Here is a 26145-nt window from a genome sequence, read left to right as displayed (position 1 = left end):
TCCTTTTTATCCGGCAGCGGTGCGTGCCGTCAACGCGGCCTGATTATAGGATTATTAATAGGAAGGAATTCTCACCGAATCTATCGCTGACTTGATTTGGATCATGTCGCGGCAATCCGCTGAAATGGTTTGCGGGAATGAAGGGAGGATGTGGTGTAACTGGTGCGCATTGCGCCGCTCACGCGGCGCAATGGCTGATTACTGACTGATTTATTGTTTTACATAGTGCATATCGAGCACATAAGCACCGTCTTTTTGCATCACGGTAAACAATTCGTTACCGCGCAAATAAAAGCCGCCGTTGTCACTTACTGCCTGTTGTATGCCGGTATCCGGGATGTCCGTGGTGTCGCCACTGCCATCGGTGATGCGCCAATTGGGTTTGCCATTGACCAGCACCGTGGTGACGGCCGGGCCCGTAATCTGGATGGTGTGGGCTGGCAGCGACGATACGACCTTGTCGATGCGGATGTCCGTGGCAGGGCTGTCCGCCGTCAGTTTGAGCTGGATATTGCCTGCGCCATCCGGCGTCGCGGTAATCTTTTCACTCGTGGTTTCCGTAAATTGCACGGGGCCGCTGCAATCGGCAGTGCTGAAGGTTTCATCGTAGGTCGATATTTCCAGGGCGCCGCTGCCATCGTTCTTGAGGGCGACGACGAGGCGCTGGCGGAAAGAGTCGTTACATGCGGGAGTCCAGGTGCCAACATAGGCGGCCAGTGCGGGAGGAGGCGGAGGTGCGACCACCACTGGCGGCGCTACCACCACTGGCGGGACCGCAACGTCTGCATTGCCGTTAGCACTACTGTTTCCGCCACCACCGCAACCAGTCAATACCACTGTGCCCGATACCATTAATAAAGCCAATACTTTTTTCATCCGTGATTCCTGTAAATCTTCAACCGGCTGGAAGCGTGCCGTATACGCGGCGATATTATAAAGTACATGCGTATCTTATTTTTGTGAAATTTGAAATTGGCCGCAATGCCGGTATTGAAAATGGTCATCGGATAAATTCCGGCAGGAGCGGTAGAACATTCTCCTGGTGCTGATGTGGCGGGAAATAAAGGAAGGTAATCTCAAGTGCGGCCATTCAATGGCGCCGAGGAGAAACAGGCGGGTGCCACGCCGCATCCGGCGCGAGGCAGGTATTGAGTTGGCCGTTTATAAAATTCGTGCCGGCGCCTGAATCTGGCGCCGGCCGCCGCCGGAAAGGTCCGGCTTAAAACTCTTCCCAGTCATCGCCTGCCGGCGCCTTGGCTGGCGCATGCTGTGCTGCTTGCGGCTTGGCAACACTCAGGCGTTTGGCTGGCGCGGCGGTCTTGGGCGTCACGGCGCGCGGCGCTGCTGGCGCTGCAGCCGGCGTTGCTGTCGACGTTGCCTGGCGCGCCTGCTCGCCCAGCTTGAACACGCTGACCACCTCGGCCAGATGGCTGGCCTGGTCTTGCAGGCTTTCGGCGGCCGCCGCCGCTTCCTCGACGAGGGCCGCGTTTTGCTGCGTCACGCCATCCATCTGCGCCAGCGCCTGGTTGACCTGGGCGATGCCGTCGCTTTGCTCGGTGGTGGCGACGCTGATGTCGGCCATGATGGCGGTGACCTTGCGCACGCTGTCGACCACTTGCTCCATGGTGGCGCCCGCTTCATCGACGAGCTTGCTGCCGGCGGCCACCTTGCCCACGGAATCGTCGATCAGCAGCTTGATTTCCTTGGCCGCCGCGGCGGAGCGCTGCGCCAGGTTGCGCACTTCCGTGGCGACGACGGCGAAACCGCGCCCCTGTTCGCCCGCGCGCGCCGCTTCCACGGCCGCGTTCAGCGCCAGGATATTCGTCTGGAAGGCGATGCCGTCGATGACGCTGATGATGTCGACGATCTTGTTTGACGAGTCATTGATCGACGTCATGGTTTCTATGACTTTGCCGACCACTTCGCCGCTCTTCTGTGCCACACTCGATGCGGAAGCAGCCAGTTGATTCGCCTGGCGCGCATGGTCGGCATTTTCCTTGACGGTGCCCGTCAGTTCTTCCACGGAGGCGGCCGTTTCTTCCAGCGAGCTGGCTTGCTGTTCCGTGCGGGCCGACAGGTCGTTATTGCCTTGCGCAATTTCCGCGCTGGCGCGTGCCACGTTGTCGGCACTGGCTTGCACTTGCAGCAGCACGGCGTGGATCTTTTCCACGAAGGCGTTGAAACCCTTGCCGATGACGGCCAGCTCGTCGGTGCCCTTGACTTCCAGCTTGACGCGCAGGTCGGCGTCGCCGCTGGACAGGTCCGTCATGGTGCGGCCCAGGGTGCGCAGGGGGCGTGTCAGCTGGTTGACGACGAGAATCAAAATGCCGGCCGTGGCTGCCGCGCACAGCAGGGCGACGATCAGCGTGTAGACCATCAGGTCGCGCGCCGAGGCGGTGGCCACGCTTTTCGGGAAATTCAATTCCACGCTCCACGGCGCGATGTCGGGGTGGATCTGCAGCGGCTGCAGCAAATGGATGTAGCCCTTGTCGTCCTCGTATTCATACGCCTGGCCCTGGCGTACCTTTTCCAGGCCGGCGGCCGGCACGTCGTCCGCCTTCTTGCCCAGCCGTGCAGGTTCGGGGTGGCTGGCGTACAGGCCGCCGTTCGAGATCAGGGCCAGCTTGCCGCCCTCGATCACTTTCAGGTCGGCGAGGATTTTCGCCAGGCGCGTGAGCATGAAGTCGGCGCTGGCCGTGCCCTTGAAGCTGCCGTCGATCATGATGGGCGCCACCAGCGAAGCCATCAGCACATCCTTGCCGTCGACGGGGTAGATATATGGTTCCGTAAAGTAAGTCTTGCCGGTGCGCTTGGGCACGTCGTACCAGTCGTTGGCGCCCGCTTTCGGGTCGAAGACGATGGGTTCGACTTGCAGCTTGCCGCCGGCGCCCCGTGTCCAGTAGGGCATGAAGCGGCCGCTGGCGTCGTAGTTCGGTTTCTGGTTGGCAAACTCCGCATCCTTGCCGTCGAGTGCGTTCGGCTCCCACGTCACTGCCGAGCCCAGCAAGTCTTCCGAGCTGGTCAACGTCGCCTTGGTCAGTTCATTGATCTGGTCGCGCTGCAGGGGCAAATTCGCGCCCTTGGTGCCGCGCATGGCGCCGGCCAGGCTGGAAACGCTCGACAGGTTGCTGGCGATGCGCGCCTGCAGCGCACCGGCCACTTCGCGTGCCGAGGTGCGCGCCAGGTCCAGCGCGGCTGCCTCGGCGCTGGCGCTGCTCTTGTAGCCGATCACGGCCGCCGTGACGCCGAGGCTGAGGATGGCGAGCGCTGTGGCGGCGACGCAGATTTTACTGTTCAGTGATAGTTGCATGAGGCTGTTCCTTGATGGGGAGGGGTATCGGTGTCTCGGGCGTCGCGGGTAGCGCGCCTAGAAAGTCTTGCTGACGGCCAGCACGAAGGTGGCCGCGGCCGGGTTCGAGGTGTCGAACTGGCCGGCCGCATTCGGGATGCCCAGCGTGTAATGGTCGTAGGCGTCGGTGGCGCCCCAGGCGCGCGTCACGGCGCCACTCAGGCTCCAGCCGCCGTCGAAGGCCCGCGTGACGCCCACCTTGGCATCGCGCCAGCTCCACATGGCATTGCCCGTGCCCGCCACGCGGCCATTGCCGGCGTGCAGGTTCAAGGTCCAGGCATTGCCCAGGTCGACATTCGCGCCCACGTCCAGGTAGCCCGTGCCGCGCGCATGCGTGATGCCGAAGAAGTCCCGCGTGACGGTATGGTTGTATTTGGCGTACAGCATGCGGTAGGTCAGGCCCAGCGACAGTTCGCCATAGTCGTACCTGACGCCTGTGGCGCGGTACACGGCGCCCGGATACTTGTAGTAATACGCGAGCACGCTGTAGCCCAGCTCGCCCACCGTGCTGCCATAACCGCCGTACAGGTCCCATTCGACGCTTGCATCCTGGATATAGCGGTCGCTGACGGTGGAAGCCCAGGTGCCCAGCGACCAGCCGCTCGGGTGCGCGTAATCGACGCCCGCCTGCAGGGCCGGCTTGCCCCAGGTCTGGCGGAAGCCGCGCGAAATGTATTGCGAAGTGAGGCTGGCATTGGCGCTGAAGGTGGCGCCAGTGCTGTCCGTGGTCTGGGCCTGCACGGGCAGCGCGGCCGCCAGCAGGAAGGCGCAGCCCAGCAAGGATGATCCGGGGAAATGGTGGTGCGATGGCATGGCAGTCAGCTCCGTATTTGCCGGCAGCGGCCGTCCAGGCGCGTTGCCCTGATGGTTGCAATAAAAATGCGGAATGGACTTTTGTGAAGGCAGGGCGAGGCCGTTTGCATGTTCGCCTGAACATGCACACATTCTCACCAAACGTAACTGAAAGGATAGGGGCTAGGGCTAGTGGAAGTCAATAAAGTTGCGCTACGGAAATCGTAAGTTGTTGTTTCCTGGCACTTTTTCATGCTCCTGTCACATTTCCGGCCTGCCCCGGCTGGCGGCCTGTTGCAAGCCGGCCAGCAAGCCTGGCAGGGCCGCATGCAAGGCTTGCAGGCTGTCGGCGTCCAGCCCGGCCTGCATTTCCACCCGGCCCGAGGGCTGGCCCCAGACGACCTGTGCGCTGAGCCGGGCGCCGGCGTCGAGTCCCGTGACGCTGACCAGCAGCGCGACTTCTTCCGGCGCATCCTCGGGCACGTCCGCGAGCAGGCAGGAAATGCCGAAATGATAATCCTGGAAGGCGCTCGCCGTGCCACTGGAAAAGGCGAAGACGGAAGCGAGCACCTGCGGCGCGGCGGCCGCAAGCGATGGCAGGGCGGCGCGAAACAGGGGCAGCAAGTCGTTTTCCAGCTGCAGTACCAGCGGATGAGTGTGGCTAAGGACGGTCATGGGCGGACGAAAGGAGTGGCGGCGCGCGATGGTAGCAGTTTTTGCGGCCGCCATGCTCCTGTACTGGTCCTACCAGTGGCCTCAATCGTCATCGCTGGTGACGCGCGTGCGCACGAAATCGATGTGGCCTTGCATGGCCGTGCGCGCCTCTTCGGGCTGGCTGGCGCAGATGGCCTCGCACAGGGTGCGGTGCTGCGACAGCAGTTGCAGCGAAGTGGCCTCGTCCTGCTGGCGCAAGCCCGTGCCATTGATGGTGATGTGTTCGCGCAGCATGCCGATGATGCTGGTGTGCAAGTGCAGGAACATGGTGTTGTGCGACGCTTGCGCGATGACTTCATGCAGGCGCGCATCGGCCTGCGCCTCGCCGTGCTTGTCGTCGCTGGCGCGCGCCTGTTCCAGTTCGGCCAGCAGGGCCATGATTTGCGCGCGCTCGTCCACGCTGGCCCGCTGCGCCGCAAAGTAGGCCGTCGCCCCTTCCAGCACGCGGCGAAATTCCAGGATGTCGTCGCGCAGGGCGGGGTGGTCGGCCACCAGCTGGCTCCACGGCGACGCCATGCCCGTGCGCAGCTGATCCGTCACGAACACGCCGGCGCCGCGCCGGCTGCGCACCAGGCCCCGCGCCGCCAGCCGCTGCACCGCTTCGCGCACGGTGTTGCGCGAGACGGCATATTGCTGCGCCAGCAGGCGTTCGGCCGGCAACTGCGCGCCCGCCGGCAAGCTGCCGTCCAGCAGGGCGGTTTCCAGCCTGCGCATCACCATCTCGACCCTGCCCCGCGTTTGCATGCCTGTCGCCATCGATGTCTTCCGGTGTTGTTTTAAAGTGGTCCGAGCAATTTGAAGTGGCTTGCGGAAGCTGGAATTATGCGTGAACCAGTCATTCTTAACAACACACAGCGGCGCCGCAGCAACACACAGAGCGCCGGGGAGACACACTCATGCAGCCAGATCCGCGCCAGCCACGCCGCTATCCACCCGCACCGCTCCAGGTGTACCTGTTCGCCACCTGCCTGGTCGACCTGTTCGTGCCGCAGGCGGGGCTCGACGCGGTGCGCCTGCTGGAGCGGGAAGGCTTGCTGGTGCATTATCCGCGCGGCCAGAGCTGCTGCGGCCAGCCAGCCTACAGCAGCGGCAACCCGGAACAGGCGCGCGCCGTGGCCCGCGCCCAGCTCGACCTGTTCGCGCAGCCCTGGCCCGTGATCGTGCCGTCCGGCTCCTGCGCCGGCATGATGCGCCACCACTGGCCGCAACTGTTCCAGGACGACCCCGTCGCCGGCCCCAAGGCGGCCGAACTTGCCGAACGCGTGTATGAACTGAGCGAATTTCTCGTCTGCGTGCTGCAACTCGACCTGGCCGGTCTGGCAGGCGCAGGGCAGGCGCAGGAAAGCGTGGTGCTGCACACCTCGTGCGGCGCGCGCCGCGAAATGGGCACGCGGGTGCACGGCGTGGCACTGGTCGACGCCTTGCCCGGCGTGACGCGCATCGAACACCAGCGCGAATCGGAATGCTGCGGCTTCGGCGGCACGTTTTCACTGAAGCACCCGGACATTTCCGGCGCCATGGTCAGCGACAAGATCGCCTCGGCCTGCGCCACGGGCTGCGACCGGCTCGTCTCGGCCGACTGCGGCTGCCTGCTCAATATCGGCCACGCCGCGCAACACCAAGGCGCGCCGCTGCCCGTCGAGCACCTGGCCAGCTTTTTGTGGCGCCGCACGGGAGGCGAAGCATGAGCGCGGCCTTGAGCGCCCGCGAACGCATGCTGGGACGCCTACGCGCCGCCGCGCCGGCCACCCCCGAAGCGGTGGACGTCATCGATACGGCCATCGACCAGCACTACCTGGCGCGCCGCGCACAAGCGCCGCTGTCGCCACGGGGCCGGATCGCCGCCCTGCAGGCCGCCCTGCAGGCCGCGCATGCGGAAGTCGATTGCGTGCGCGGCGATGCCTGGCCTGGCCTGCTGGCGCAGCGCCTCGGTGCGCATGGCGTGCGCCGCCTGCTGATGGATGCCGATAGCAGGGAGGGACTGGCCTTGCGGGCCGCCTTGCCGGACGGCGTCGAGGTGCTCTCTTTCGACCGTCCGCTGGCGCAGTGGAAGGGCGAGTTGTTCGACACCGTCGACGCGGGTTTTACTGTCGCCCGTTCCGGCATCGCCGCCACGGGCACCCTGGTCATCGCGCCCGACGCGGCCACGCCGCGCACGGTGTCGCTGGCGCCGCCGCTGCACACTTGCCTCGTGTATGCGAGCACCCTGCATGCGGACTTGCATGCGACGGCGCGCGCCGAGCGCTGGGCGGACGGCATGCCATCGAACCTGGTGCTGGTGTCGGGTCCCTCGAAAACGTCCGACATCCAGCAAACCCTCGCCTATGGCGCGCATGGCCCGCGCTGGCTGTGGGTGCTGATCGTCGATGACTTGCCAGCCCGTGAAGGAGGCCAGCCATGAACGCCAAGCCACTGCAATTCGTCAAACCGGCGGACTTCCATGCGCGCGCCCGCGCCGCGCTGGACGACCCGAAGCTGCGCCAGAGCTTTCGCGGCGCCATGGATTTTTTGCAGGACAAGCGCACGGCGCAGTTCCCCGACGGCGACGAGCTGGAACGCCTGCGCGACCTCGGCGAAGCCGTGCGCCGGCACGCGCTGGCGCGCCTGCCCGACTTGCTGGTGCAACTGGAAGACAGGCTGACGGCGGCCGGCGTGCAGGTGCACTGGGCCGAGGATGGCGAGCAGGCCAACGCCATCATCCACGCCATCGCGGAAAAGAACCGGGCGACGCGCTTCATCAAGGGCAAGTCGATGGCCAGCGAGGAAATCGAGCTCAATCACTACCTGGAAGCGCGCGGCATGACCTGCCTGGAGTCGGACATGGGCGAGTACATCGTGCAGCTGGCCGGCGAAAAGCCGTCGCACATCGTCATGCCCGCGATTCACAAGACCAAGGCCGACATCGCCGGCCTGTTCGCCGAGCACATTCCCGACGCACCCTACACGGAAGACGTCGACAGCCTGATCCAGACGGGGCGGCGCGCGCTGCGCCAGGCCTTCGTCGAGGCCGATATCGGCCTGTCGGGCGTGAACTTCGCGGCGGCCGACACGGGCACCCTGTGGCTGGTGGAAAACGAGGGCAATGGCCGGCTGACGACGTCCGTGCCGGATGTGCACATCGCCATCATGGGCATGGAAAAGGTGGTGGCCAAGCTCGAACATATCGTGCCGCTGGCCAGCTTGCTGACGCGTTCGGCCACGGGGCAGGCCATCACCACGTATTTCAACCTGATTTCCGGCCCGCGCCGCGCGGGAGAAAAGGATGGGCCGCGCGAAGTGCACCTGGTCTTGCTCGACAACGGCCGCAGTCAGGCCTACGCCGACGAGCAGCTGCGCGCCACCCTGCAATGCATACGCTGCGGCGCCTGCATGAACCACTGCCCCGTCTACACGCGCATCGGCGGCCACGCCTACGGCACCACGTATCCGGGGCCGATCGGAAAGATCATCTCGCCCCACTTGCTGGGACTAGCTGCGACGGCCGACCTGGCCACCGCATCGAGCCTGTGCGGCGCCTGCGGCGAAGTGTGCCCCGTGCGCATCCCGATCCCGCAACTGCTGGTGCGCCTGCGCACGGAGGCCAATCGCAATCCCGGCGAGCAGGTGGCGCATCCGCTGCGCGGCCAGGGGGCCAAGTTCAGCCGCGGCGAAAGCCTGGTCTGGCGCTTCTGGAGCGGCGCCTTCGCGCGCCCAATCAGTTATCGCCTGTTCCGCTGGGCCGCCACGCGGCTGCGCGCACTGACGCCGGGCAAGCAGCTGGGCTGGACGCAGCACCGCAAGCCCTTGACGCCGGCGCCGCGCAGCCTGGCCGACCTGCTCAACGCGCGCGGGCAGGAGGAATAGTCCGGCAGCACCGAAGCACCGCAAAAAACACGCTACACACAATTACATCAAAAGCCGTTTTTTCAATCAACCCGCATCCACCGGAGGAGACCCGACATGCAAACCTGGACCCAACTTTATACACCGCTCGGCAGCCTGTGGCTGTCGTCCCTGGCGGCAGCCGTTCCCATCATTTTCTTCTTCATCGCCTTGGCCGCGCTGCGCATCAAGGGCCACGTGGCGGCCGCCGTCACCCTGGCGCTGGCGCTGGCCGTGGCGATTTTTGCGTACGGCATGCCCGTGCCGCAGGCGCTGGCGGCGGCCGGCTATGGTTTTGCGTATGGTTTGTGGCCGATTGCCTGGATCATCGTCACGGCCGTCTTCCTGTACAAGATCGTCGTGAAAACGGGGCAGATCGAGATCATCCGCGCCTCGGTGCTGTCGGTCACGGACGACCAGCGCCTGCAAGTGCTGTTGATCGGCTTTGCCTTCGGCGCCTTCCTGGAAGGGGCGGCCGGTTTCGGCGCGCCCGTGGCGATCACCTCGGCCCTGCTGGTGGGCCTGGGCTTCAATCCGCTGTATGCGGCGGGCCTGTGCCTGATCGCCAATACGGCGCCCGTGGCCTTTGGCGCCATGGGCATCCCCATCATCGTGGCGGGCCAGGTGACGGGCATCGACCCGTTCCTGATCGGCGCGATGGCGGGCCGCCAGTTGCCGCTGCTGTCGCTGGCCGTGCCTTTCTGGCTGGTCTTCATGATGGATGGCGTGCGCGGCGTGCGCGAAGTGTGGCCGGCCGCCCTGGTAACGGGCGCCAGCTTTGCCGTCACCCAGTATTTCACGTCGAACCATATCGGGCCGGAGCTGCCGGACATCACCTCGGCCCTCGTCAGCCTGGTGTCGCTGACCCTGTTCCTGAAAGTGTGGCAGCCGAAGAATGCCAAGGTGGTCAACGCCGTCGGTGGCGGCGCCGCCGCGCTGTCCGGTTTTGGCGGCGGGGCAGGCAATGCGGACTTGCGCGGCAGCGGCAGCCGCGCCGCCTCGCCCTACACCTTGGCGCAGACGGCGCGCGCCTGGGCGCCGTTCGGCCTGCTGACGGCCATCGTCACCGTATGGAGCCTGCCCGGCTTTAAGTCCCTGTTCGCCGCCGGCGGGGCGTTATCCAGCCTGGTCGTCAAGATCCACGTGCCTTACCTCGATAAACTGGTGATCAAGACGATGCCCATCGTGGCGGAGCCGAAAGCGTATGACGCCGTCTTCAAGCTTGACCTGCTGTCGGCCGTGGGCACGGCGATCTTGCTGACGGCCGTGCTGTCGATGTGGATGCTGCGCATGAAGCCGCGCGATGGCATCAAGGCCTTCGTCGAAACGCTCGTGGAATTGCGCCGCCCCGTGCTGTCGATCGGCCTGGTGCTGGCGTTTGCCTTCGTGGCCAACTATTCGGGCATGTCGTCCACCCTGGCCCTGCTGCTGGCCGGCAGCGGCGCCGCCTTCCCGTTCTTCTCGCCGTTCCTGGGCTGGCTGGGGGTGTTCCTGACGGGGTCCGATACGTCGTCGAATGCCTTGTTCTGCTCCCTGCAAAACACGACGGCGCACCAGATCGGCGTGTCCGACACCTTGCTGGTGGCGGCCAATACGACGGGCGGCGTGACGGGCAAGATGATCTCGCCCCAGTCGATCGCCGTCGCCTGCGCCGCGACTGGCCTGGTGGGCAAGGAATCGGACCTGTTCCGCTTTACCTTGAAGCACAGTCTGTTGTTTGCCGTCATCATCGGCATCATCACCATGCTGCAGGCGTACGTGTTCACGGGCATGATCCCGCATTGAGCGATCCGTAGAAATACGTAGTAAAACTAGATGAATTGATAGTAAAACGTGCAGATGGTCATGAAAATGACATGATGCACTGCAACATGATGACGCATCCCGGCGTCGTGCCGGGCGGCCGTGTGTTGCCGCATACCCATCCCGTGCTCAAGCGCGAGGCGAGCAGGATGGGTCTGGCGATGGTCTTGCTGGTACTGCTTGCTTCCGGTTCAGTACATTAACGGCTCAGGCCGCTCATCCAGGTGGGCTGCGGGTTGGCACGGGCCAGTTCGCGCATGCGGTATTCCAGATCGTAGCGGTCGGTCGATTCAGCCAGGTAGGCTTCTTCATAAGCGCGTTCGCGGCGGTCGCTGCTTTGGTTCAGCCAGGCACCGACGCGCTTGGCGGCGTGGACGAGGGTGGCGACGATATTGCTGTTTTGCGTGGTGTGGTAGGTAAATGCGGTAGACATGGCAGACTCCTTGAGTGGCGTGCCGCGTTGTGCTGCACTGCAATATAAGTATATCGATTTCAAGTTATAAGGCTACTTTTGATTTCAAATGTCAGCTATTCATTTTTCAGATAATGGTCGCGAAAGCTGCGCAATACGGGGCTTTAAGGCATAATGCCGGCGCAGGATCGTAGTTTTACTACAAGACGTTTTTGTCCTGGATGTTGTTTTCAGACGCGGCCCACAGGCGTGCCGCGCCCACAAGACATCGTTCTGACGAGAAACGGTCGGCCGCACGCGCGAGATGCCATGCCTGCCCCGTATCGCTGATGGCAGTCATGGCCCACGCTGATATCTGCGTGGCGCTTGCGCGTCCTGGTGCTGCCCGGGTGGAAACGCTTCCATGCCTGGCGCGATCAACTTGGAATTGAAAAATGGAGAAGGTATGGAATATGTAAAGCAAGGCCAGGGCGTACCGTCCGCACGGGCCGGCACGCAAAACAATACAGGCGCCCTGATCATTGTCACGGTGCTGTTTTTCATGTGGGGATTGCTGACCTCGCTCAATGATGTGCTGATTCCCCATCTGCGCTCGATCTACACCTTGACGTATGTCCAGGCGATGCTGGTGCAGTTCTGCTTCTTCGGCGCCTACGCCATCGTTTCGCTGCCGGCCGGCATGCTGATCAAGAAAATCGGCTATCAGCGCGGCGTCGTCGCCGGTTTGCTGATCGCGGCCGCCGGCTGCGCCATGTTTTACCCGGCGTCCATCGGCAGCTATGCGCTGTTCCTCTTGTCCTTCTTCATCCTGGCGGCCGGCATCACCGTGCTGCAGGTGGCGGCCAATCCGTATGTGACGGAACTGGGCGACCCGCAGACGGCGTCGAGCCGTTTGACCCTGACGCAGGCGTTCAACGCGCTGGGCACCACCGTGGCGCCTGCGCTGGGCGGCATGCTGATCTTGTCGGGTACCGTGCTGACGGTGCAGCAGTTCGACCTGCTGCCGGCGGCCGAACAACTGGCTTACCGCGCCAAGGAAGCCGCTTCCGTGCAAGGCCCGTACCTGGTGCTGGCCGCCACCCTGGTAATCCTGGCCGTGCTGTTCGCGCTGGCAAAATTGCCAAGGATTTCGCATGCCGACGAGGCGGCCGCCGTGGCGCAGGATGGCCACAAGGTCTCGATCTGGTCGCACCGCCACCTGGTGCTGGGCGCGCTGGCCATCTTCCTGTATGTGGGCGGTGAGGTGAGCATCGGCAGCTTCCTGATCAACTTCCTGGGCGAGAGCCATATCGCTGGCCTCAGCCACGCCGACGCCGCGTATTTTGTCAGTTATTACTGGGGTGGCGCCATGCTGGGCCGCTTCGTCGGCTTTGCCGTGATGCGCTATGTCAGCCCGGGCAAGACCCTGGCCTTCAACGCCGCCGTCGTCATCGCGCTGATCCTCGTCGCCGTGTTCTCCAGTGGTCACACGGCCATGTGGGCATTGATCGCCGTCGGCCTGTTCAACTCCATCATGTTCCCGACCATCTTCAGCATGGCGCTGAACAAGCTGGGCGCGCAAACGGGTCAAGGTTCGGGCATCCTGTGCATGGCCATCGTCGGCGGCGCCATCGTGCCGTTCATCCAGGGCTTCCTGGCCGACCACATCAATTTGCAGCTGTCCTTCCTCGTGCCGGCCCTGTGCTACACCTTCATTCTGTACTTCGGCTGGAAGTACGCCAGCATGTACAAGGACGACGCCGCCAAATAAGCAAGGTGGCGCGATCAATCAAAAGGGTGGCCTCGGCCACCCTTTTTTTACGTCAGTGCGCGAACTGCGTACCCAGCACGTCCTGGCACACTTCGAGCCAGGCGCGCGCCGCGTGCGACAGGTAGCGCCCGCTCCAGATGTGCGCCACCTGCCACGCCACCTCCGGCTCGACGATGCGTACCGCCTCCAGTGGTTCGCCGGCCAGGCGGTGGATGAACGGCTCAGGCAGCAGGGCCACGCCCAGGCCGGCCGAGGCCATCGCCACCAGCCAGTCCCATTGCCCGCTCTGGGCCGCAATCGTCGGCGTGAAGCCCGCTTGCGCGAAATGCTGGCGCAGGCTGCGCGTGAGCGCGAAATCATCCTTTAATAGCACCAGCGGCAAGTCGGCCAGCGCCTTGAAGGGCAGCGTGGTGCGGTTTTTCTGGAAGGTGCCCGGTTCGGCCAGGGCCCAGATCGGGTAATTGGCCACTTCCACGGCCACGAGGTCGAGTTCCGGGTCGGCCGGCAGCACCGTCATGCCGATTTCCAGCTCGCCGGCCGCCACCTGGCGCTCGATCTGCTGGCCCGTGTCTTCCTGCAGGGTCAGGCTGATGTGCGGGTGGCGCGCGCGGAAGGCTTTCAATACGGGCGTGAACAGCACGTTGATCATGGGCGGGATGCCGACCGTCAGGCTGCCGCGCTGCAAGGCCTGGGTGTCGCGCACTTCCAGGGTCAGCTGGCGCATATTGGCCAGCATTTCCTGGCCGTGCTGGTAGACGATGCGGCCCGTGTCCGTCAAGGTCAGCTTGCGCCCGTCGCGCACGAGCAATTGTGCGCCCACCTCGTCTTCCAGCTGGCGCACCATCTTGCTGATAGTGGACTGGGTCAGGTGCAGCGATTCGGCCGCCTGCGTAAAGCTCGACAGGCGCACGGTTTCGACGAAATAGCGCAGGGAACGGATATCCAAGAGGGGCTCGGCGTTGGCAGGGCATGAAAATATCGACTGGATATGACGAAATTAATTCATGCCATGCATGTAAGCGGGATTTTATACTGAATCCACTTATGGGGTTGGTGTATGACAGCCATCCAGTTTGAGAATATTAAGAATATCAGGAGCATCACGATGTACGAGGACCGTATCCGCCACCCAGGCTTGCTCAGCAAAATCATGAGCGCCGATGAGGCAGCCAAATTGTTCCACAACGGCATGCGTGTCGGCATGAGCGGCTTTACCCGTGCCGGCGACGCCAAGGCCCTGCCGCGTGCGCTGGCCGAACGCGCCCTGCAAGACCCGTTGAGCCTGACCCTGATCACGGGCGCTTCGCTGGGTAATGGCAGCGATGGCCTGATGGCTGAAGCGGGCGTGCTGGCGCGCCGCATGCCGTTCCAGGTCGACCCTGTGCTGCGCGGCAAGATCAACAACGGTGAAGTCATGTTCATCGACCAGCATCTGTCGGAAACGGCCGAGCAGTTGCGCTCGGGCAACCTGGCGGCCGTCGATATCGCCGTCATCGAGGCCACCGCCATCACGGCGGCCGGCGCCATCATCCCGACCATGTCGGTGGGCAACTCCGCCGCGTTCGCCCAGCAGGCCACGCAGGTCATCATCGAGATCAACCTGTCCACGCCGCTGGCGCTGGAAGGCTTGCACGACATTTACATTCCGCAAACCCTGCCGGGGCGCGAACCGATACCCCTCACGCGCGTGGACCAGCGCCTGGGCAGCACGGCCATCGCCATCGACCCGGCCCGCATCGCCGCCATCGTCATCACGGACAGTCCCGACAGCCCGTCGAACGCCTTGCCGCCGGATGCGGAAACGCAGGCGATCGCCGGCCACGTGATTGCCTTCCTGCAAGGCGAAGTGGCGGCCGGACGCATGGGCCCGGAATTGCTGCCCCTGCAGGCAGGCATCGGCACCATCGCCAACGCCGTGCTGCATGGCCTGATCGGCTCGCCTTTCCGCAATATGACGATGTATTCGGAAGTGCTGCAGGACAGCGCCATCGAGTTGCTCGACTCGGGCCAGCTGGCGTTTGCCTCGGCCTCGTCGATCACCCTGTCGGCCGCCGTGCATCAAAAGCTGATGGACAATATCGACCATTACCGGTCAAAAATCGTGCTGCGCCCGCAAGAGATCAGCAACCACCCGGAAATCGTGCGCCGCCTGGGCATCATCGCCCTGAACACGGCGCTCGAGTTCGATATCTACGGCAACGTCAATTCCACGCATGTGTGCGGCACGCACATGATGAACGGCATCGGCGGTTCGGGCGACTTTGCGCGCAATGGGCAAGTGTCGATGTTCGTGTCGAAATCGGCGGCCAAGGGCGGGCGCATTTCCAGCGTCGTGCCGATGGTCTCGCATGTGGACCATACGGAGCATGACGTCGACGTGCTGGTGACGGAGTGGGGCTATGCGGACTTGCGCGGCCTGGCGCCGCGCGAACGGGCGCCGCTGATCATCGAGCGCTGCACGCACCCCGACTACCGCGCGCAATTGCGTGCGTATTATGACGCGGCATGCCAGCGCGGCGGCCATACGCCGCACATCCTGGAGCAGGCGCTGTCGTGGCACACGCGCTACCAGGAAACGCAGAGCATGCTGGCAGCGTAGCAGACTTCGCTAACCTCAAGACAGGCAGGGCAGGGCGGTGCATACCGCGCCTGCCTTTTTCTATTGTTCAGTACATATGCAGCGCCTTGGCGCCCAGGCCCAGCAGGGCAAACGTGGTGGTGGCCTGTATGCCCATGAACCACAGGAAGTGGGTGTGCATGTGCTTGCGGATGTCGCCCAGTTCCGTGCGCAAGGCGTGGCAGTCGCCGCGCAAGTCGCCGCGAAACTGCGTCAGGTCGGCGCGCAGCAACTGCGATTCGTCGCGCAACTCCGTGCGTACATTGTCGAGGCCGTCGCCAAGACGCTGCTCCAGGGTCTTGAACCATTGCCGGTCGTGTTCCCGGTCCGTTTCCAGTTTTGTCAGGCGCGCTTCCATGCGTACAGCATTGTGCGCGCCTTGCTGTTTGTCAAGCCGGTCCGTGGCATAGGCTTCGTTCATCTCGCCCTCCTTCGCGCGAGCCGCGCTGCACCAGCGCAGGCGGCTTCACTCCACTGTCCGCCTTTTCTGCTGGCGCAGTTTGCGCTGGATCAAACGTCAGGAAGCCGGTGCAAAGCGCAGACGGATGCCTGCCGTGACGACGGCCAGCAAGTCGTCGATATGCGCGTTCATTTCCGGGTGCGGCGTCCACGGGTCGCCCGCATCCATGACGATGCGCAGCGACACGAGGCCGTGCAGCGATTGCCAGAAGACTTGCGTCATCGTGTGCAGCGCCGGCTCGTCCTGGCGCACCTGGCCCGCTTGCGCCAGTTCGGTAAACAGGTGCAGCGCATAGGCGTACGGATCCTGCTCGATATTGCCGTGCTCGACTTCGACGGCGTCGATTTCCGCATGCGGACGCAATTCCATGAAGATCAGCGAATACTCGTCCGGATGCTGGAAGCCGTATTCGATGTAGGCGCGGCCGACCAGGGCGATGCGCTGCCACGGATCATCGCTGCTGGCGCACGCCGTGCGCATGGTGCGCACCAGTTCCAGCAAATCCTTGTCCATGGCCTGGGCGATCAGGGTGGCCTTGTCGCGGAACAGGGCGTACACGACGGTGGTGGAGAAACCGGCCGCCTCGGCTACCTTGCGGATGGAGACGGCGCGCGCGCCGCCCTTCTTGATGAGATCTTTGACGACGTCGATGATGTGCTCGCGCCGCGCCTGAGCCTCGCGTAACTTTCTTTCCTGGATGTTAGTTAACTTCTTGTCCACGACTCTTTCCTGGCGACTCTATGAAAGCAAGAATTATAGGGGGGCGACCGGGCGCCAATGTGTCAGCCGTTGTTACAAAGCAGTTTTTTGTCCGGTAGATGCAACAGCTGACCGATTTTTCGCGCTTTTGCCTGGCACTTTTCCATCGATGCCCCGGATTGGTGCATAAAACGCCGGGCCAGGCTTTGCTAACGGTGCCAAAGGGCGGAAAATAGCGGGATAGCTTACACTGCGTTTTTTAGCGCAACGGCGCCAGCCCACGAGGCAACGCCGGAACACTTACATTCGGACGGGATCATTACATGACCATTAAAATCAGCCAGAACTTCGACTCGGGCGCCATCGACGTGGTGAGCGCCACCAGTGCCGGTGCCATCGACCTGAACTTGCGCAAGGATAGCCACGCCGACATCCACCAGTGGTTCCACTTCCGCCTGCAGGGTGCGCGCGGCCAGGCGTGCACGATGCGTTTCCTGAACGCGGGCCAGGCCACCTATCCGGCCGGCTATGAAGACTACCAGGCCGTGGCCAGCTACGACAGTGAAAACTGGTTCCGCGTGCCAACGTCGTTCGACGGCCAGGTCATGACGATTTCGCACACGCCGGAACTCGACAGCGTGTACTACGCCTATTTCGAGCCGTATTCGTGGGAACGCCATCTGCGCCTGCTGGGCGAAGTGGCCGAGCATCCGCTGGCGCGCGTGTCCGACCTGGGCAGCACGGTCGACGGCCGCGACATGAACATGGTTACCATCGGCAATTCGCAGGCGGAAAAGAAAATATGGGTCATCGCGCGCCAGCATCCGGGCGAATCGATGGCCGAATGGTTCGTCGAAGGCCTGATCGACTCGCTGCTGGACGACGCCAACCCGATCGCGCGCAAGCTCTTGCAGCGCGCCGTGTTCCACATCGTGCCGAACATGAACCCGGACGGCTCCATCCGCGGCAACCTGCGCACGAATGCGGCAGGCGCCAACCTGAACCGTGAGTGGATGACGCCATCGCTGGAGTCCAGCCCGGAAGTGCTGTGCGTGAAAAACAAGATACACGAAACGGGCGTCGACATGTTCTTCGACATCCACGGCGATGAAGCGCTGCCGTACAACTTTGTGGCTGGCAATGAAATGCTGGAAAATTTCACGCCGGCGCAAGCGGCGCACCAGAAAGCCTTCATCGAGCGCTACAAGCAGGCCAGTCCGGACTTCCAGGACAAGTTCGGCTATGCCGCCAGCAAGTACAAGTCGGACATGCTGACCCTGGCATCGAAATACGTCGGCCACCACTTCGGCTGCCTGGCGCTGACCCTGGAAATGCCGTTCAAGGAAAACGCCGACTTGCCAGATCCGGCCGTCGGCTGGAACGGCGCGCGCAGCGCGGCCCTGGGCGCGGCCATGCTGCAGCCTATCCTGCTGTCGCTGGATTGAACGGCGTTGTTCATGGGTATCGAAATCGAGCGTAAATTTCTGCTTGCCGGCGACGCCTGGCGCGGCCTGGGCCAGGCGGTCCTGCTGCGCCAGGGGTATCTGTCGTCCGCGCGCGAGCGCGTGGTGCGCGTGCGCATCGAAGGCGAGCAGGCGATGCTGACCATCAAGGGGGCGAACGTGGGCGCGACGCGCGGCGAGTGGGAGTATCCGATCCCGCTGGCCGACGCGGCCGAACTGCTCGACGGCCTGTGCGAACAGCCGCTGATCGAAAAGGTCCGTCACCGCATCGAACACGCGGGCATGGTGTGGGAAGTCGACGAGTTCCTGGGCGCCAATGCGGGCCTGGTGGTGGCGGAGATCGAACTGGCTTCGGAAGACCAGCCGTTCGAGAAACCCGACTGGGTTGGCGCGGAAGTGTCGGGCGATGCGCGCTACTACAACGCCAACCTGATCCGCCATCCGTTTTCACAGTGGTAATGTTGGCCATAGAAACTGGAAAATCACGGCATTCATCGTCAGATTGAATGCCGCGTGCGCCGCCATCGCTGGCCATAGCGAAGCATGGCGGCGCCGTAACCATGCGAACAGGCAAGCTGTCGCAAACATCAGCGTCACCCACACCGCCGCCGAGGCCGCATTCAGCGACAGGCCGGCAGCCGTCATGCTCAAGCCATGATGGCACAGGTGTGCCAGGCCGAACAGTCCTGCTTCCACGCAGGTGCTGCTGCGCACGGACAGTTTTTCCTCCAGCGCCTTTTGCAGCACGCCCCGAAAGAAGATTTCCTCGCCGATAGGGCTGAAGATGCAAGCCGGCACGGTGATCATCAGGTGCAGCATCCAGATGCTTAGCCCCGCCGTGGGCGCCGTGCGGCGAAAGCTGGCCGCTATGCTGACAAACCAGTTGTCCGGCGTGGCGCCATACAGCAGCATGCCCAGGGCAAAGCACAGAAGCGCGGCTGCCGCGCCGCAGATCAAGGCCAGCGCATACGGCGCCTTGCCGGAAGGCGCTTGCAGGCCGATGTTGCGGCGTCCATGCGGCGACAGCAAGATCCATGGCAAGGCCGCCATCACGCAAAAACTCAGCGGCAGCATCCAGAACAAACCCAACGGACCCAGCGTGCCCATGACGCGCATGGCGATGAATGCGCTCGCCAGTAACATTGCCAGCATGGGAAACGATAGCGCCAGCAATGCTGGCCGCAGGGGAGAGAGCGAGACTGGGCTGGAAGGCATCGGCGGTCGGGGCGAAAAAAAGGCCGGAAGAAAACTTCCGGCCCCATGCTGCATCAATTAATGAAAATGCTCGGTACCTTGCGGCGTATCTTCCGGCATTTCCGCATGCGCCAGCTCGCCCACCGGGTCGGCAAACAGGGGCGCGCCGCAATCGTCGCAGTATTCGCCGACAAAACGTTCCGCGTGGCGCTTGATCTGCGTCACGCCGGCGGCGTTCAGATGCTCGATAATTTCATCGACGGGCGTCTTTTGCTTGTCCAGCGCGGCGATGCCGACCTGGATCAGGCCTTCGATCGGCGTGCCATCCTCGTCTTCCTGGCCGTACAAAGGCCAGACGATGCCGTAGATGACATCCGGCGCCTGGCGCAGGGTGAAGGCGATGCGGTACTCGTCCACCTGGCCATCGGCCGCTTCCTCGCCGAAACCGGCGATGACGGCGCGCAGTTCCGACGGCTCGATGGCCAGCGTGTGCGTCAGGTAGTGCACGGCGGCGCGTACGGAGACGGGGCGTATCAGCTTGTCCGCTTCGCGGCAGGCCACGTAGTACGCTTCCGGCAGCAGCAGTTCCAGGCCGCAGCCCGGCAGCAGGCGGGCAATCGTCGGCGTCGCCTGCGCGCGCCATTGTTCCAGGGCGGCGCTGCGCTCCTTGATGAAGTCGGCTTGGCTGGCCGGCGTCTGCCAGCGGAACAGGGGGGCGCCGCTTGGGGCCACCACGGCCACCAGCAGGTAGCGCGTATCGGCCAGGAAGGGCGCCGTTTCCGCCTCTTTGCCTGATGGCTTGACGGCCGTGCCTTTCAGGGCGGCCAGTGCCAGCTTCTGCGTCTTGGCATAGGTTTCGACGTGGCTGCGCGGCAACTGGTCGATCGAATACAGGGTCGGCGCCATTGCCATCTTCGTGCCGTCGGCCAGCAGGTGGGCGGCGAAATGCGCCGACAGCACGCCGTGCGCGTCGCCGGCCATGGGGCCGGAGGCGATGGAAAAGCGCGTCCACGCGAGAATGGGCACGGCCACCAGCAGGGCGTCGTAGCGCACGTCTTCATGCGTGACGACGGTCGATTCGCTGACGGCTTCAACGCAGTCCATCAGCACGTCGTAGGCGTTCAAGTCTTCCTTGAACAGGCTGCCCAGGGTGTTGTCGATGGTGTCCTGGTGGCCGGTTTTGAGTAATTTCTGGAGCTGCGTATCCAGGCTGTGTTCCCAGGACCGCTCTTCGAGACGGCTGGCTGCCTGTACGATCGCCTGGGCAAAGGTGACCAGGCGCTGGCTGTCGGCAGTCAGTTTATGGGATGAATCTTTGGAAGGACGACGCATAGCGGGATAAGAGTCTCGGAAAGTGAAAAAAATGGATCAGTCAAACAATGATAAACCCTTATAACCGTATTGTAGAGGATTCAGCCGCACGCAATACGTAAGCTGTCCTTAGATCATGCCAATAGTCTGAATTTCAAGGAAAAACGGGGTGCCGGGACGAAAAAAAGCGCCGGTCGGAACCGGCGCTTTTATCTTACCTTACAGCTGGGCTGATTACTCGGCCAGCAGTTGACGCAACACGAATGGCAGGATACCGCCATGCTTGTAGTAATCGACTTCGATCGGCGTATCGATGCGCAGCAGGACTTTGACTTCCTGGCTCGAGCCGTCGGCGCGGTGGATCACCAGGGTAGCCAGTTGCTGTGGCTTGATTTCGCCTTCGAGGCCTTTCAGGTCGAAGGTTTCCTTGCCGGTGATGCCCAGGGTTTGCACGCTGTCGTCGCCGATGAATTGCAGCGGCAGCACGCCCATGCCCACCAGGTTCGAGCGGTGAATACGCTCGAACGAACGGGTGATCACGGCTTTCACGCCCAGCAGCTGGGTGCCCTTGGCTGCCCAGTCGCGCGACGAACCCGTGCCGTACTCTTCGCCGCCGAAGACCATGGTTGGCGTGCCTTCAGCAACATATTTCATCGCTGCGTCGTAGATCGACATTTCTTCGCCGGAAGGCTGGTGGATCGTGATGCCGCCTTCGACCGCCGAACCGTCCGCTTTCGCAGGGATCATGCGGTTCTTGATGCGCACGTTGGCGAACGTGCCGCGCATCATGATTTCATGGTTGCCGCGACGCGAGCCGTAGGAGTTGAAGTCCGCTTTCAGGACGCCGTTTTCCTTCAGCCACTTGCCTGCAGGACCGTTTTCCTGGATCGAGCCGGCTGGCGAGATGTGGTCGGTGGTGATGGAATCGCCGAACACGCCCAGTGCGCGCGCGCCTTCGATGCCGGTGGCCACTGCCGCTGGCGTCATCGAGAAGTTGTCGAAGAACGGCGGTTCCGCGATGTAGGTCGATTTCGGCCAGTTGTAGACTTGACCGGACACGGTGGTGACTTTCTCCCACAGCTTGCCTGGCGCGCCCTTGACGTCCGCGTAGTTGTCCTTGAACACCTTGGCGTTCATGGCGAACTTCATCATGGCCGAGACTTCAGCCGAGGTCGGCCAGATGTCGCCCAGGTAGATGTCCTTGCCGCCCTTGCCCTTGCCGACCGGTTCCGTCATCAGGTCGCGCGTCATGTTGCCGGCGATGGCGTAAGCGACGACCAGCGGTGGCGAAGCGAGGAAGTTCGAGCGGATGTTCGGGTGAATACGCGCTTCGAAGTTACGGTTGCCCGACAGCACGGCCGACGCGACGATGTCGTGCGTGGCGATGGCGGCGTTCAGCTCGGGCGTCAGGTCGCCCGCATTGCCGATACAGGTGGTGCAGCCGTAGGCGGTCACGCCGAAGCCCAGTTTTTCCAGGTATGGCAGCAGGCCGGCGGCCGTCAGGTACTCGGTCACGACGCGCGAGCCAGGGGCCAGCGAGGTCTTGATGTGCGGAGCGACTTTCAGGCCGGCTTCCACTGCTTTCTTGGCCAGCAGGCCGGCAGCCAGCATCACGCTCGGGTTCGAGGTGTTGGTGCACGAGGTGATCGCGGCGATCAGCACGTCGCCGTTCGACACTTTTACGCCGTTCGTCGTTTCGTACACGGCAGCCAGGTCGGCCGGGTTCTTGTTGAAGCCGTTTTCCGTCGTTGGCTTGGCGAACAGCTCGGCGAAGTTCGCCTTGACGTTGCCGATTTCGATACGGTCTTGCGGGCGTTTCGGGCCGGCCAGCGACGGAGCGACCGACGCCAGGTTCAGTTCCACCACGCGGGTGTAGTCGATGTCGCCCGCTTTTGGCACGCCGAACAGGTTTTGCGCCTTGAAGTAGCCTTCGAACGCGGCGATTTCAGCCTTGCTGCGGCCGGTGCCCTTGAAGTAATCGATGGTGGCTTCGTCGACAGGGAAGAAGCCCATGGTCGCGCCGTATTCCGGGGCCATGTTGGCGATCGTCGCGCGGTCGGTCAGGGTCAGCGATTCCGTGCCTTCGCCGAAGAATTCGACGAACTTGCCAACGACTTTTTCTTTGCGCAGCAGTTCGGTGATGGTCAGTACCAGGTCGGTGGCGGTGCAGCCTTCGCGCAGCGCGCCCGACAGGTTCACGCCGATGACGTCTGGCGTCAGGAAGTAGACCGGTTGGCCCAGCATGCCGGCTTCCGCCTCGATGCCGCCCACGCCCCAGCCGACCACGCCGATGCCGTTGATCATGGTGGTGTGCGAGTCGGTGCCGACCAGGGTGTCAGGGTAGTACACGTCGCCGGCTTTCTTGCCTGCGTGGTGCACGCCGCGCGCCAGGTATTCCAGGTTGACCTGGTGGACGATGCCGAAGCCTGGTGGCACGACGCCGAAGGTGTCGAAGGCTTGCATGCCCCATTTCATGAACTGGTAGCGCTCGTTGTTGCGCGAGAATTCCAGTTTCATGTTCAGGTCCAGCGCTTTCTTTTCGCGGTAGTGATCGATGGTCACCGAGTGATCGACCACCAGGTCGACCGGCACCAGCGGTTCGATTTTCTTCGCGTTGATGCCCATCTTGGCGGCCACGTTGCGCATCGCTGCCAGGTCGGCCAGCAGGGGCACGCCGGTGAAGTCTTGCAGCACGACGCGCGCCACTACGAACGGGATCTCGTCGGTACGCTCGGCGGTCGGGCCCCAGCTCGCCAATTGCTTGACGTGTTCTTCGGTGACTTTTTTGCCGTCGCAGTTGCGCAATACCGATTCGAGCACGATACGAATCGACACTGGCAGGCGGGAGACATTGATGCCCAGGCTTTTTTCCAGCGCAGGCAGGGAGTACAGCTTGCCCTTCTTGCTATCCGAAATATTAAAGTCCTTGAGCGTGTTCAGAGTGTTGCGGGACATGACCTCTCCTTGTTGGGTATCGTCTATTTATTGATTATTCAAATTACAAAACATGAATGAGCCCCCGAAGAGGCCCTTGCTGCTCACATCAGCCGCCGGTCGCCGGCAGCACGCCCAGCGATGGCGCGGCTTCCACCACTGCCGCTGGCTTGGCTTGCTCCGCATCCTTGCATTCATTGGCCAGCTGGCGGCCCTGCTTGGAATCGAGCAGCATGCCTTTGGCCGGGATGCCGATCCAGACGAGACCATACAGACGGTTCTCGAAGCGGTTGGCGCCGGTGGTGGTGCCCACGCGGCTCAGACGGTGCAGGCGCTTCTTCCAGCGCAGGGCGATGTGTTTGTCGTCAGTCGCATTGGTGTAGATGGTAATTTTATTACCAAGTTCACAATTGAAATCGGTGGAAGCGGAGCCGGCGGTATCCGGCTCATCGGATTCTTCCTTGTCGACCACCGACATGGCGAGCGGATGCGCTTCCTTGGCGGCAGCTTTGGCCTTGGTGGCCTTGGCTTTCGGCTTGGCCTTGACGGCCTTGGCTTTTGCCGGCTCCTTGGTGTCCGTGGCGGCGAAGCTGGCCGGCGCCAGCGTGAGGGTCATGGCGCCCAGCGCGACGCTGCAGGCAATGGCTAATTTGGAGAGGGACATCGTGTAATTCCTGTCAGTTTTCAGTGGTGCTGGAAGAGGGGGCGTTGAGTAATGCAGCGGCCGCCTCGGGCAGGCCCAGGCCTGCCAGTTTGGCGCGTTGCAAAACGGTCCAATAATATCGGTAGCTGGCGCGGTCGTGCAAGCGGCCATTTTGCGCAATCGGTCCCCAGTTGGCGCGCAGCGCTTCATTGAGGATATTGCTGGCTTCGTTGACTTCGGACAGGCGCGGCGTGAAGGCCTTGATGATGGGCTTGATCTGGTCCGGGTGGATGCTCCACATGCGCGTGTAGCCGAACTCGGCTGTCGCGCGCTGGGCGTCATTCGCCACCACGGCCGAATCGCGCACGTCCGTCGTCACGTTATGCGACGGCACCTTGCCGTGCGCGTGGCAGGCGGCGGCCACTTCCAGCTTGGCGCGCACCACCAGCGGATGCGTGAACTGGCCTGGCGTGCGCATGGCGGCGGCGGGAATGGCACCGTAGTGGGCCGAAACGAAATCCATGATGCCGAAGGACAGGCATTCGACCTGGGGCAGGGCGGCGATCGCATAGGCGTCGCGCAGCGCGCCATGCGTCTCGATCAGGATGTGCACGGGCAGGTTGTCGCGGCCGGCGCGGCGCGCGTGCAGGTTGATCAGGTCGATGGCCAGCATGGCATCCTGCACGCCGCCCACCTTGGGTACGGCGATATAGGCCAGGCGGGACGCGGCGCTGCAGATGATTTCCACGTCGCGCGCGAAAAACGGGCTGTCGACGTCGTGCACGCGCACGCCGATGCGGTTGAACTGGTTCTCGTCGCTGGCCAGCAGGCCGGCGATCATGTGGGCGTGGGATTCTTCATTGCCGGCGCTGGCGCCGTCTTCGCAGTCGAACGTGATGTCGAACAGGGGGCCAAGCTCTTGTTGCAAAGCAATCGATTTACGCATCAGCTTTTCAGAGCCGGCGTAGTGGTCGCAAGCGGCGAGCAACAGCGGCTGGCGTTTGCCTTGGAATAAAACCTCGGAAGGGTGCATGCTTAAGGCATTTCTGCAGGTAAAAACTACTTGAGAAAACAGCCGCGCCGCGAATGTCGCGGGCGGCCTTCTTGGCGGGCGGCGCTCAGGCCGCGCCGCCAATACTGGACTTAGGCCAGCAGGTGTTTCACGCCTTCGCGCTCTTCGGTCAGTTCTTTCAGGGTCAGGTTGATGCGCTCTTGCGAGAATGCATCGATTTCCAGACCTTGAACGATGGTGTACTCACCGTTGTCGGTGGTGACCGGGAAGCCGAATACGGTGCCTTCAGGAATGCCATACGAGCCATCCGAAGGAACGCCCATGGTAGTCCACTTGCCGGCGGTGCCCAGCATCCAATCATGGATGTGGTCGATGGCGGCGTTCGCTGCCGACGCTGCCGACGACAGGCCGCGCGCTTCGATGATGGCCGCGCCGCGCTTGCCGACGGTTGGCAGAAAGGTGTTGGCGTTCCATTCCTGGTCGTTGATCAGGTCCTTGACAGCCTTGCCGTTCACGGTGGCGAAACGGTAGTCGGCGTACATCGTTGGCGAGTGGTTGCCCCAGACGGTCAGCTTCTCGATGTCTTTCACGGCGGTGCCGGTCTTGGCAGCGACTTGCGACAGCGCGCGGTTGTGGTCCAGGCGCAGCATGGCGGTGAAGTTTTTCGCCGGCAGCGATGGCGCCGATTTCATGGCGATGTAGGCGTTGGTGTTGGCAGGGTTGCCGACCACCAGTACTTTGACGTTGCGCGAAGCGACGGCGTCGAGCGCCTTGCCTTGCACGGTGAAGATCTGGGCGTTCGCTTCCAGCAGGTCCTTGCGTTCCATGCCTGGGCCGCGTGGACGCGCGCCAACCAGTACGGCCACGTCGACATCCTTGAAGGCGGTCAGCGGATCGGAGTGGGCGGTCATTTCCGTCAGCAGCGGGAACGCGCAGTCGTCGATTTCCATCATCACGCCCTTGAGCGCCTTCTGGGCTTTTTCGTCCGGGATTTCAAGCAGTTGCAAGATGACAGGCTGGTCTTTGCCGAGCATGTCGCCATTGGCGATGCGGAACAACAGGGCGTAGCCGATCTGGCCGGCGGCGCCGGTCACTGCAACACGCATTGGGGTTTTAGCCATGATGAATCTC

The 26145-nt window shown here is 63.1% G+C and carries 24 protein-coding genes; 9 read left to right on the top strand and 15 right to left on the bottom strand.

The features are described 5' to 3' along the window. Positions 1–210: 210 nt before the first annotated feature. The 5 genes from O3299_RS13055 to O3299_RS13035 all read right to left on the bottom strand — a co-directional run bounded on the left by O3299_RS13055 (position 211) and on the right by O3299_RS13035 (position 5611). Complete coding sequence (locus O3299_RS13055) at positions 211–876, bottom strand: hypothetical protein (RefSeq protein WP_305062466.1); 666 nt, start codon at positions 874–876, stop codon at positions 211–213. A 343-nt stretch (positions 877–1219) separates the two neighbouring features. Beyond that, positions 1220–3310 carry a methyl-accepting chemotaxis protein gene (locus tag O3299_RS13050; RefSeq protein ID WP_305062465.1) on the bottom strand — a complete coding sequence of 697 codons (2091 nt, stop codon included), beginning with the start codon at positions 3308–3310 and terminating at the stop codon, positions 1220–1222. Positions 3311–3367: 57 nt separating this feature from the next. Further along, positions 3368–4162 carry a TorF family putative porin gene (locus tag O3299_RS13045; RefSeq protein ID WP_305062464.1) on the bottom strand — a complete coding sequence of 265 codons (795 nt, stop codon included), beginning with the start codon at positions 4160–4162 and terminating at the stop codon, positions 3368–3370. A gap of 240 nt (positions 4163–4402) precedes the next feature. Further along, entirely contained in the window at positions 4403–4816 is a 414-nt protein-coding gene (locus tag O3299_RS13040) for a hypothetical protein (RefSeq protein ID WP_251350478.1), read from the bottom strand. Positions 4817–4897: 81 nt separating this feature from the next. Next, positions 4898–5611 (bottom strand): FadR/GntR family transcriptional regulator, encoded by a 714-nt coding sequence (locus O3299_RS13035; protein WP_180278722.1) that lies wholly within the window; start codon positions 5609–5611, stop codon positions 4898–4900. Between the two features lie 140 nt (positions 5612–5751). Between O3299_RS13035 and O3299_RS13030 the strand changes: the two genes are divergently transcribed. From O3299_RS13030 to O3299_RS13010, 5 genes are all read left to right on the top strand, one after another. Beyond that, positions 5752–6543: a (Fe-S)-binding protein gene (locus tag O3299_RS13030; protein WP_289898528.1), complete on the top strand. Its 792-nt coding sequence runs from the start codon at positions 5752–5754 to the stop codon at positions 6541–6543. Then, complete coding sequence (locus O3299_RS13025; RefSeq protein ID WP_305062463.1) at positions 6540–7256, top strand: LUD domain-containing protein; 717 nt, start codon at positions 6540–6542, stop codon at positions 7254–7256. Before O3299_RS13030 ends, O3299_RS13025 begins: the two co-directional genes overlap by 4 nt. Further along, entirely contained in the window at positions 7253–8698 is a 1446-nt protein-coding gene (locus O3299_RS13020; RefSeq protein WP_305062462.1) for a LutB/LldF family L-lactate oxidation iron-sulfur protein, read from the top strand. Before O3299_RS13025 ends, O3299_RS13020 begins: the two co-directional genes overlap by 4 nt. 96 nt (positions 8699–8794) lie before the next feature. Further along, on the top strand, positions 8795–10501 hold the full coding sequence (locus O3299_RS13015; protein WP_305056197.1) for a lactate permease LctP family transporter: 1707 nt from the start codon (positions 8795–8797) through the stop codon (positions 10499–10501). A 71-nt stretch (positions 10502–10572) separates the two neighbouring features. Continuing rightward, positions 10573–10722 (top strand): hypothetical protein, encoded by a 150-nt coding sequence (locus O3299_RS13010; protein WP_305062461.1) that lies wholly within the window; start codon positions 10573–10575, stop codon positions 10720–10722. Here the strand turns inward: O3299_RS13010 and O3299_RS13005 are convergent. After that, a complete protein-coding gene (locus tag O3299_RS13005) occupies positions 10719–10952 on the bottom strand; it encodes a DUF3563 family protein (protein WP_077407407.1) in 234 nt (77 codons plus the stop codon). The two genes, O3299_RS13010 and O3299_RS13005, sit on opposite strands and share 4 nt — an antisense overlap. A gap of 424 nt (positions 10953–11376) precedes the next feature. On the opposite strand from O3299_RS13005, the gene fucP reads away from it, so the two are divergent. After that, entirely contained in the window at positions 11377–12681 is a 1305-nt protein-coding gene (gene fucP, locus O3299_RS13000; protein ID WP_305062460.1) for an L-fucose:H+ symporter permease, read from the top strand. A 52-nt stretch (positions 12682–12733) separates the two neighbouring features. On the opposite strand, the gene O3299_RS12995 is transcribed toward fucP, so the two are convergent. Beyond that, complete coding sequence (locus O3299_RS12995) at positions 12734–13627, bottom strand: LysR substrate-binding domain-containing protein (protein WP_305062459.1); 894 nt, start codon at positions 13625–13627, stop codon at positions 12734–12736. 159 nt (positions 13628–13786) lie between these two features. Between O3299_RS12995 and O3299_RS12990 the strand changes: the two genes are divergently transcribed. Further along, the gene (locus O3299_RS12990; protein ID WP_289916563.1) at positions 13787–15280 is read left to right on the top strand and encodes an acetyl-CoA hydrolase/transferase family protein; all 1494 of its coding nucleotides are present in this window, start codon (positions 13787–13789) and stop codon (positions 15278–15280) included. Between the two features lie 67 nt (positions 15281–15347). Here the strand turns inward: O3299_RS12990 and O3299_RS12985 are convergent, their stop codons facing one another. Together O3299_RS12985 and O3299_RS12980 are read right to left on the bottom strand one after the other, a co-directional pair. Then, on the bottom strand, positions 15348–15719 hold the full coding sequence (locus O3299_RS12985; protein WP_305062458.1) for a hypothetical protein: 372 nt from the start codon (positions 15717–15719) through the stop codon (positions 15348–15350). Between the two features lie 96 nt (positions 15720–15815). Then, positions 15816–16478, bottom strand: a complete 663-nt coding sequence (locus tag O3299_RS12980) for a TetR/AcrR family transcriptional regulator (protein ID WP_305062457.1) — start codon at positions 16476–16478, stop codon at positions 15816–15818. Positions 16479–16780: 302 nt separating this feature from the next. Here O3299_RS12980 and O3299_RS12975 point away from each other — a divergent pair, with 302 nt between their 5' ends. Continuing rightward, the gene (locus O3299_RS12975; RefSeq protein WP_305052776.1) at positions 16781–17902 is read left to right on the top strand and encodes a M14-type cytosolic carboxypeptidase; all 1122 of its coding nucleotides are present in this window, start codon (positions 16781–16783) and stop codon (positions 17900–17902) included. Between the two features lie 12 nt (positions 17903–17914). Then, positions 17915–18379: a CYTH domain-containing protein gene (locus tag O3299_RS12970; RefSeq protein WP_305062456.1), complete on the top strand. Its 465-nt coding sequence runs from the start codon at positions 17915–17917 to the stop codon at positions 18377–18379. Here O3299_RS12970 and O3299_RS12965 read toward each other — a convergent pair. The 6 genes from O3299_RS12965 to O3299_RS12940 all read right to left on the bottom strand — a co-directional run bounded on the left by O3299_RS12965 (position 18368) and on the right by O3299_RS12940 (position 26135). After that, on the bottom strand, positions 18368–19072 hold the full coding sequence (locus O3299_RS12965) for a CPBP family intramembrane glutamic endopeptidase (RefSeq protein WP_251350489.1): 705 nt from the start codon (positions 19070–19072) through the stop codon (positions 18368–18370). The genes O3299_RS12970 and O3299_RS12965 overlap by 12 nt on opposite strands. 120 nt (positions 19073–19192) lie before the next feature. Next, positions 19193–20446, bottom strand: coding sequence for a DUF2863 family protein (locus tag O3299_RS12960; protein WP_289904143.1), 1254 nt, complete (start codon positions 20444–20446; stop codon positions 19193–19195). Positions 20447–20659: 213 nt separating this feature from the next. Further along, positions 20660–23380 (bottom strand): aconitate hydratase AcnA, encoded by a 2721-nt coding sequence (gene acnA / locus O3299_RS12955; RefSeq protein ID WP_099667065.1) that lies wholly within the window; start codon positions 23378–23380, stop codon positions 20660–20662. A gap of 88 nt (positions 23381–23468) precedes the next feature. Further along, a complete protein-coding gene (locus O3299_RS12950) occupies positions 23469–24023 on the bottom strand; it encodes a hypothetical protein (RefSeq protein WP_099667066.1) in 555 nt (184 codons plus the stop codon). Positions 24024–24036: 13 nt separating this feature from the next. Next, the gene (locus tag O3299_RS12945) at positions 24037–25035 is read right to left on the bottom strand and encodes a CoA ester lyase (protein ID WP_289916548.1); all 999 of its coding nucleotides are present in this window, start codon (positions 25033–25035) and stop codon (positions 24037–24039) included. Positions 25036–25145: 110 nt separating this feature from the next. Then, a complete protein-coding gene (locus O3299_RS12940; RefSeq protein ID WP_034789110.1) occupies positions 25146–26135 on the bottom strand; it encodes a malate dehydrogenase in 990 nt (329 codons plus the stop codon). Between the last annotated feature and the right edge of the window lie 10 nt (positions 26136–26145).

The sequence above is a fragment of the Janthinobacterium sp. SUN176 genome, assembly GCF_030587335.1.
Taxonomy (GTDB): domain Bacteria; phylum Pseudomonadota; class Gammaproteobacteria; order Burkholderiales; family Burkholderiaceae_D; genus Janthinobacterium; species Janthinobacterium kumbetense.
This window is presented reverse-complemented; position numbering and strand designations above follow the sequence as displayed.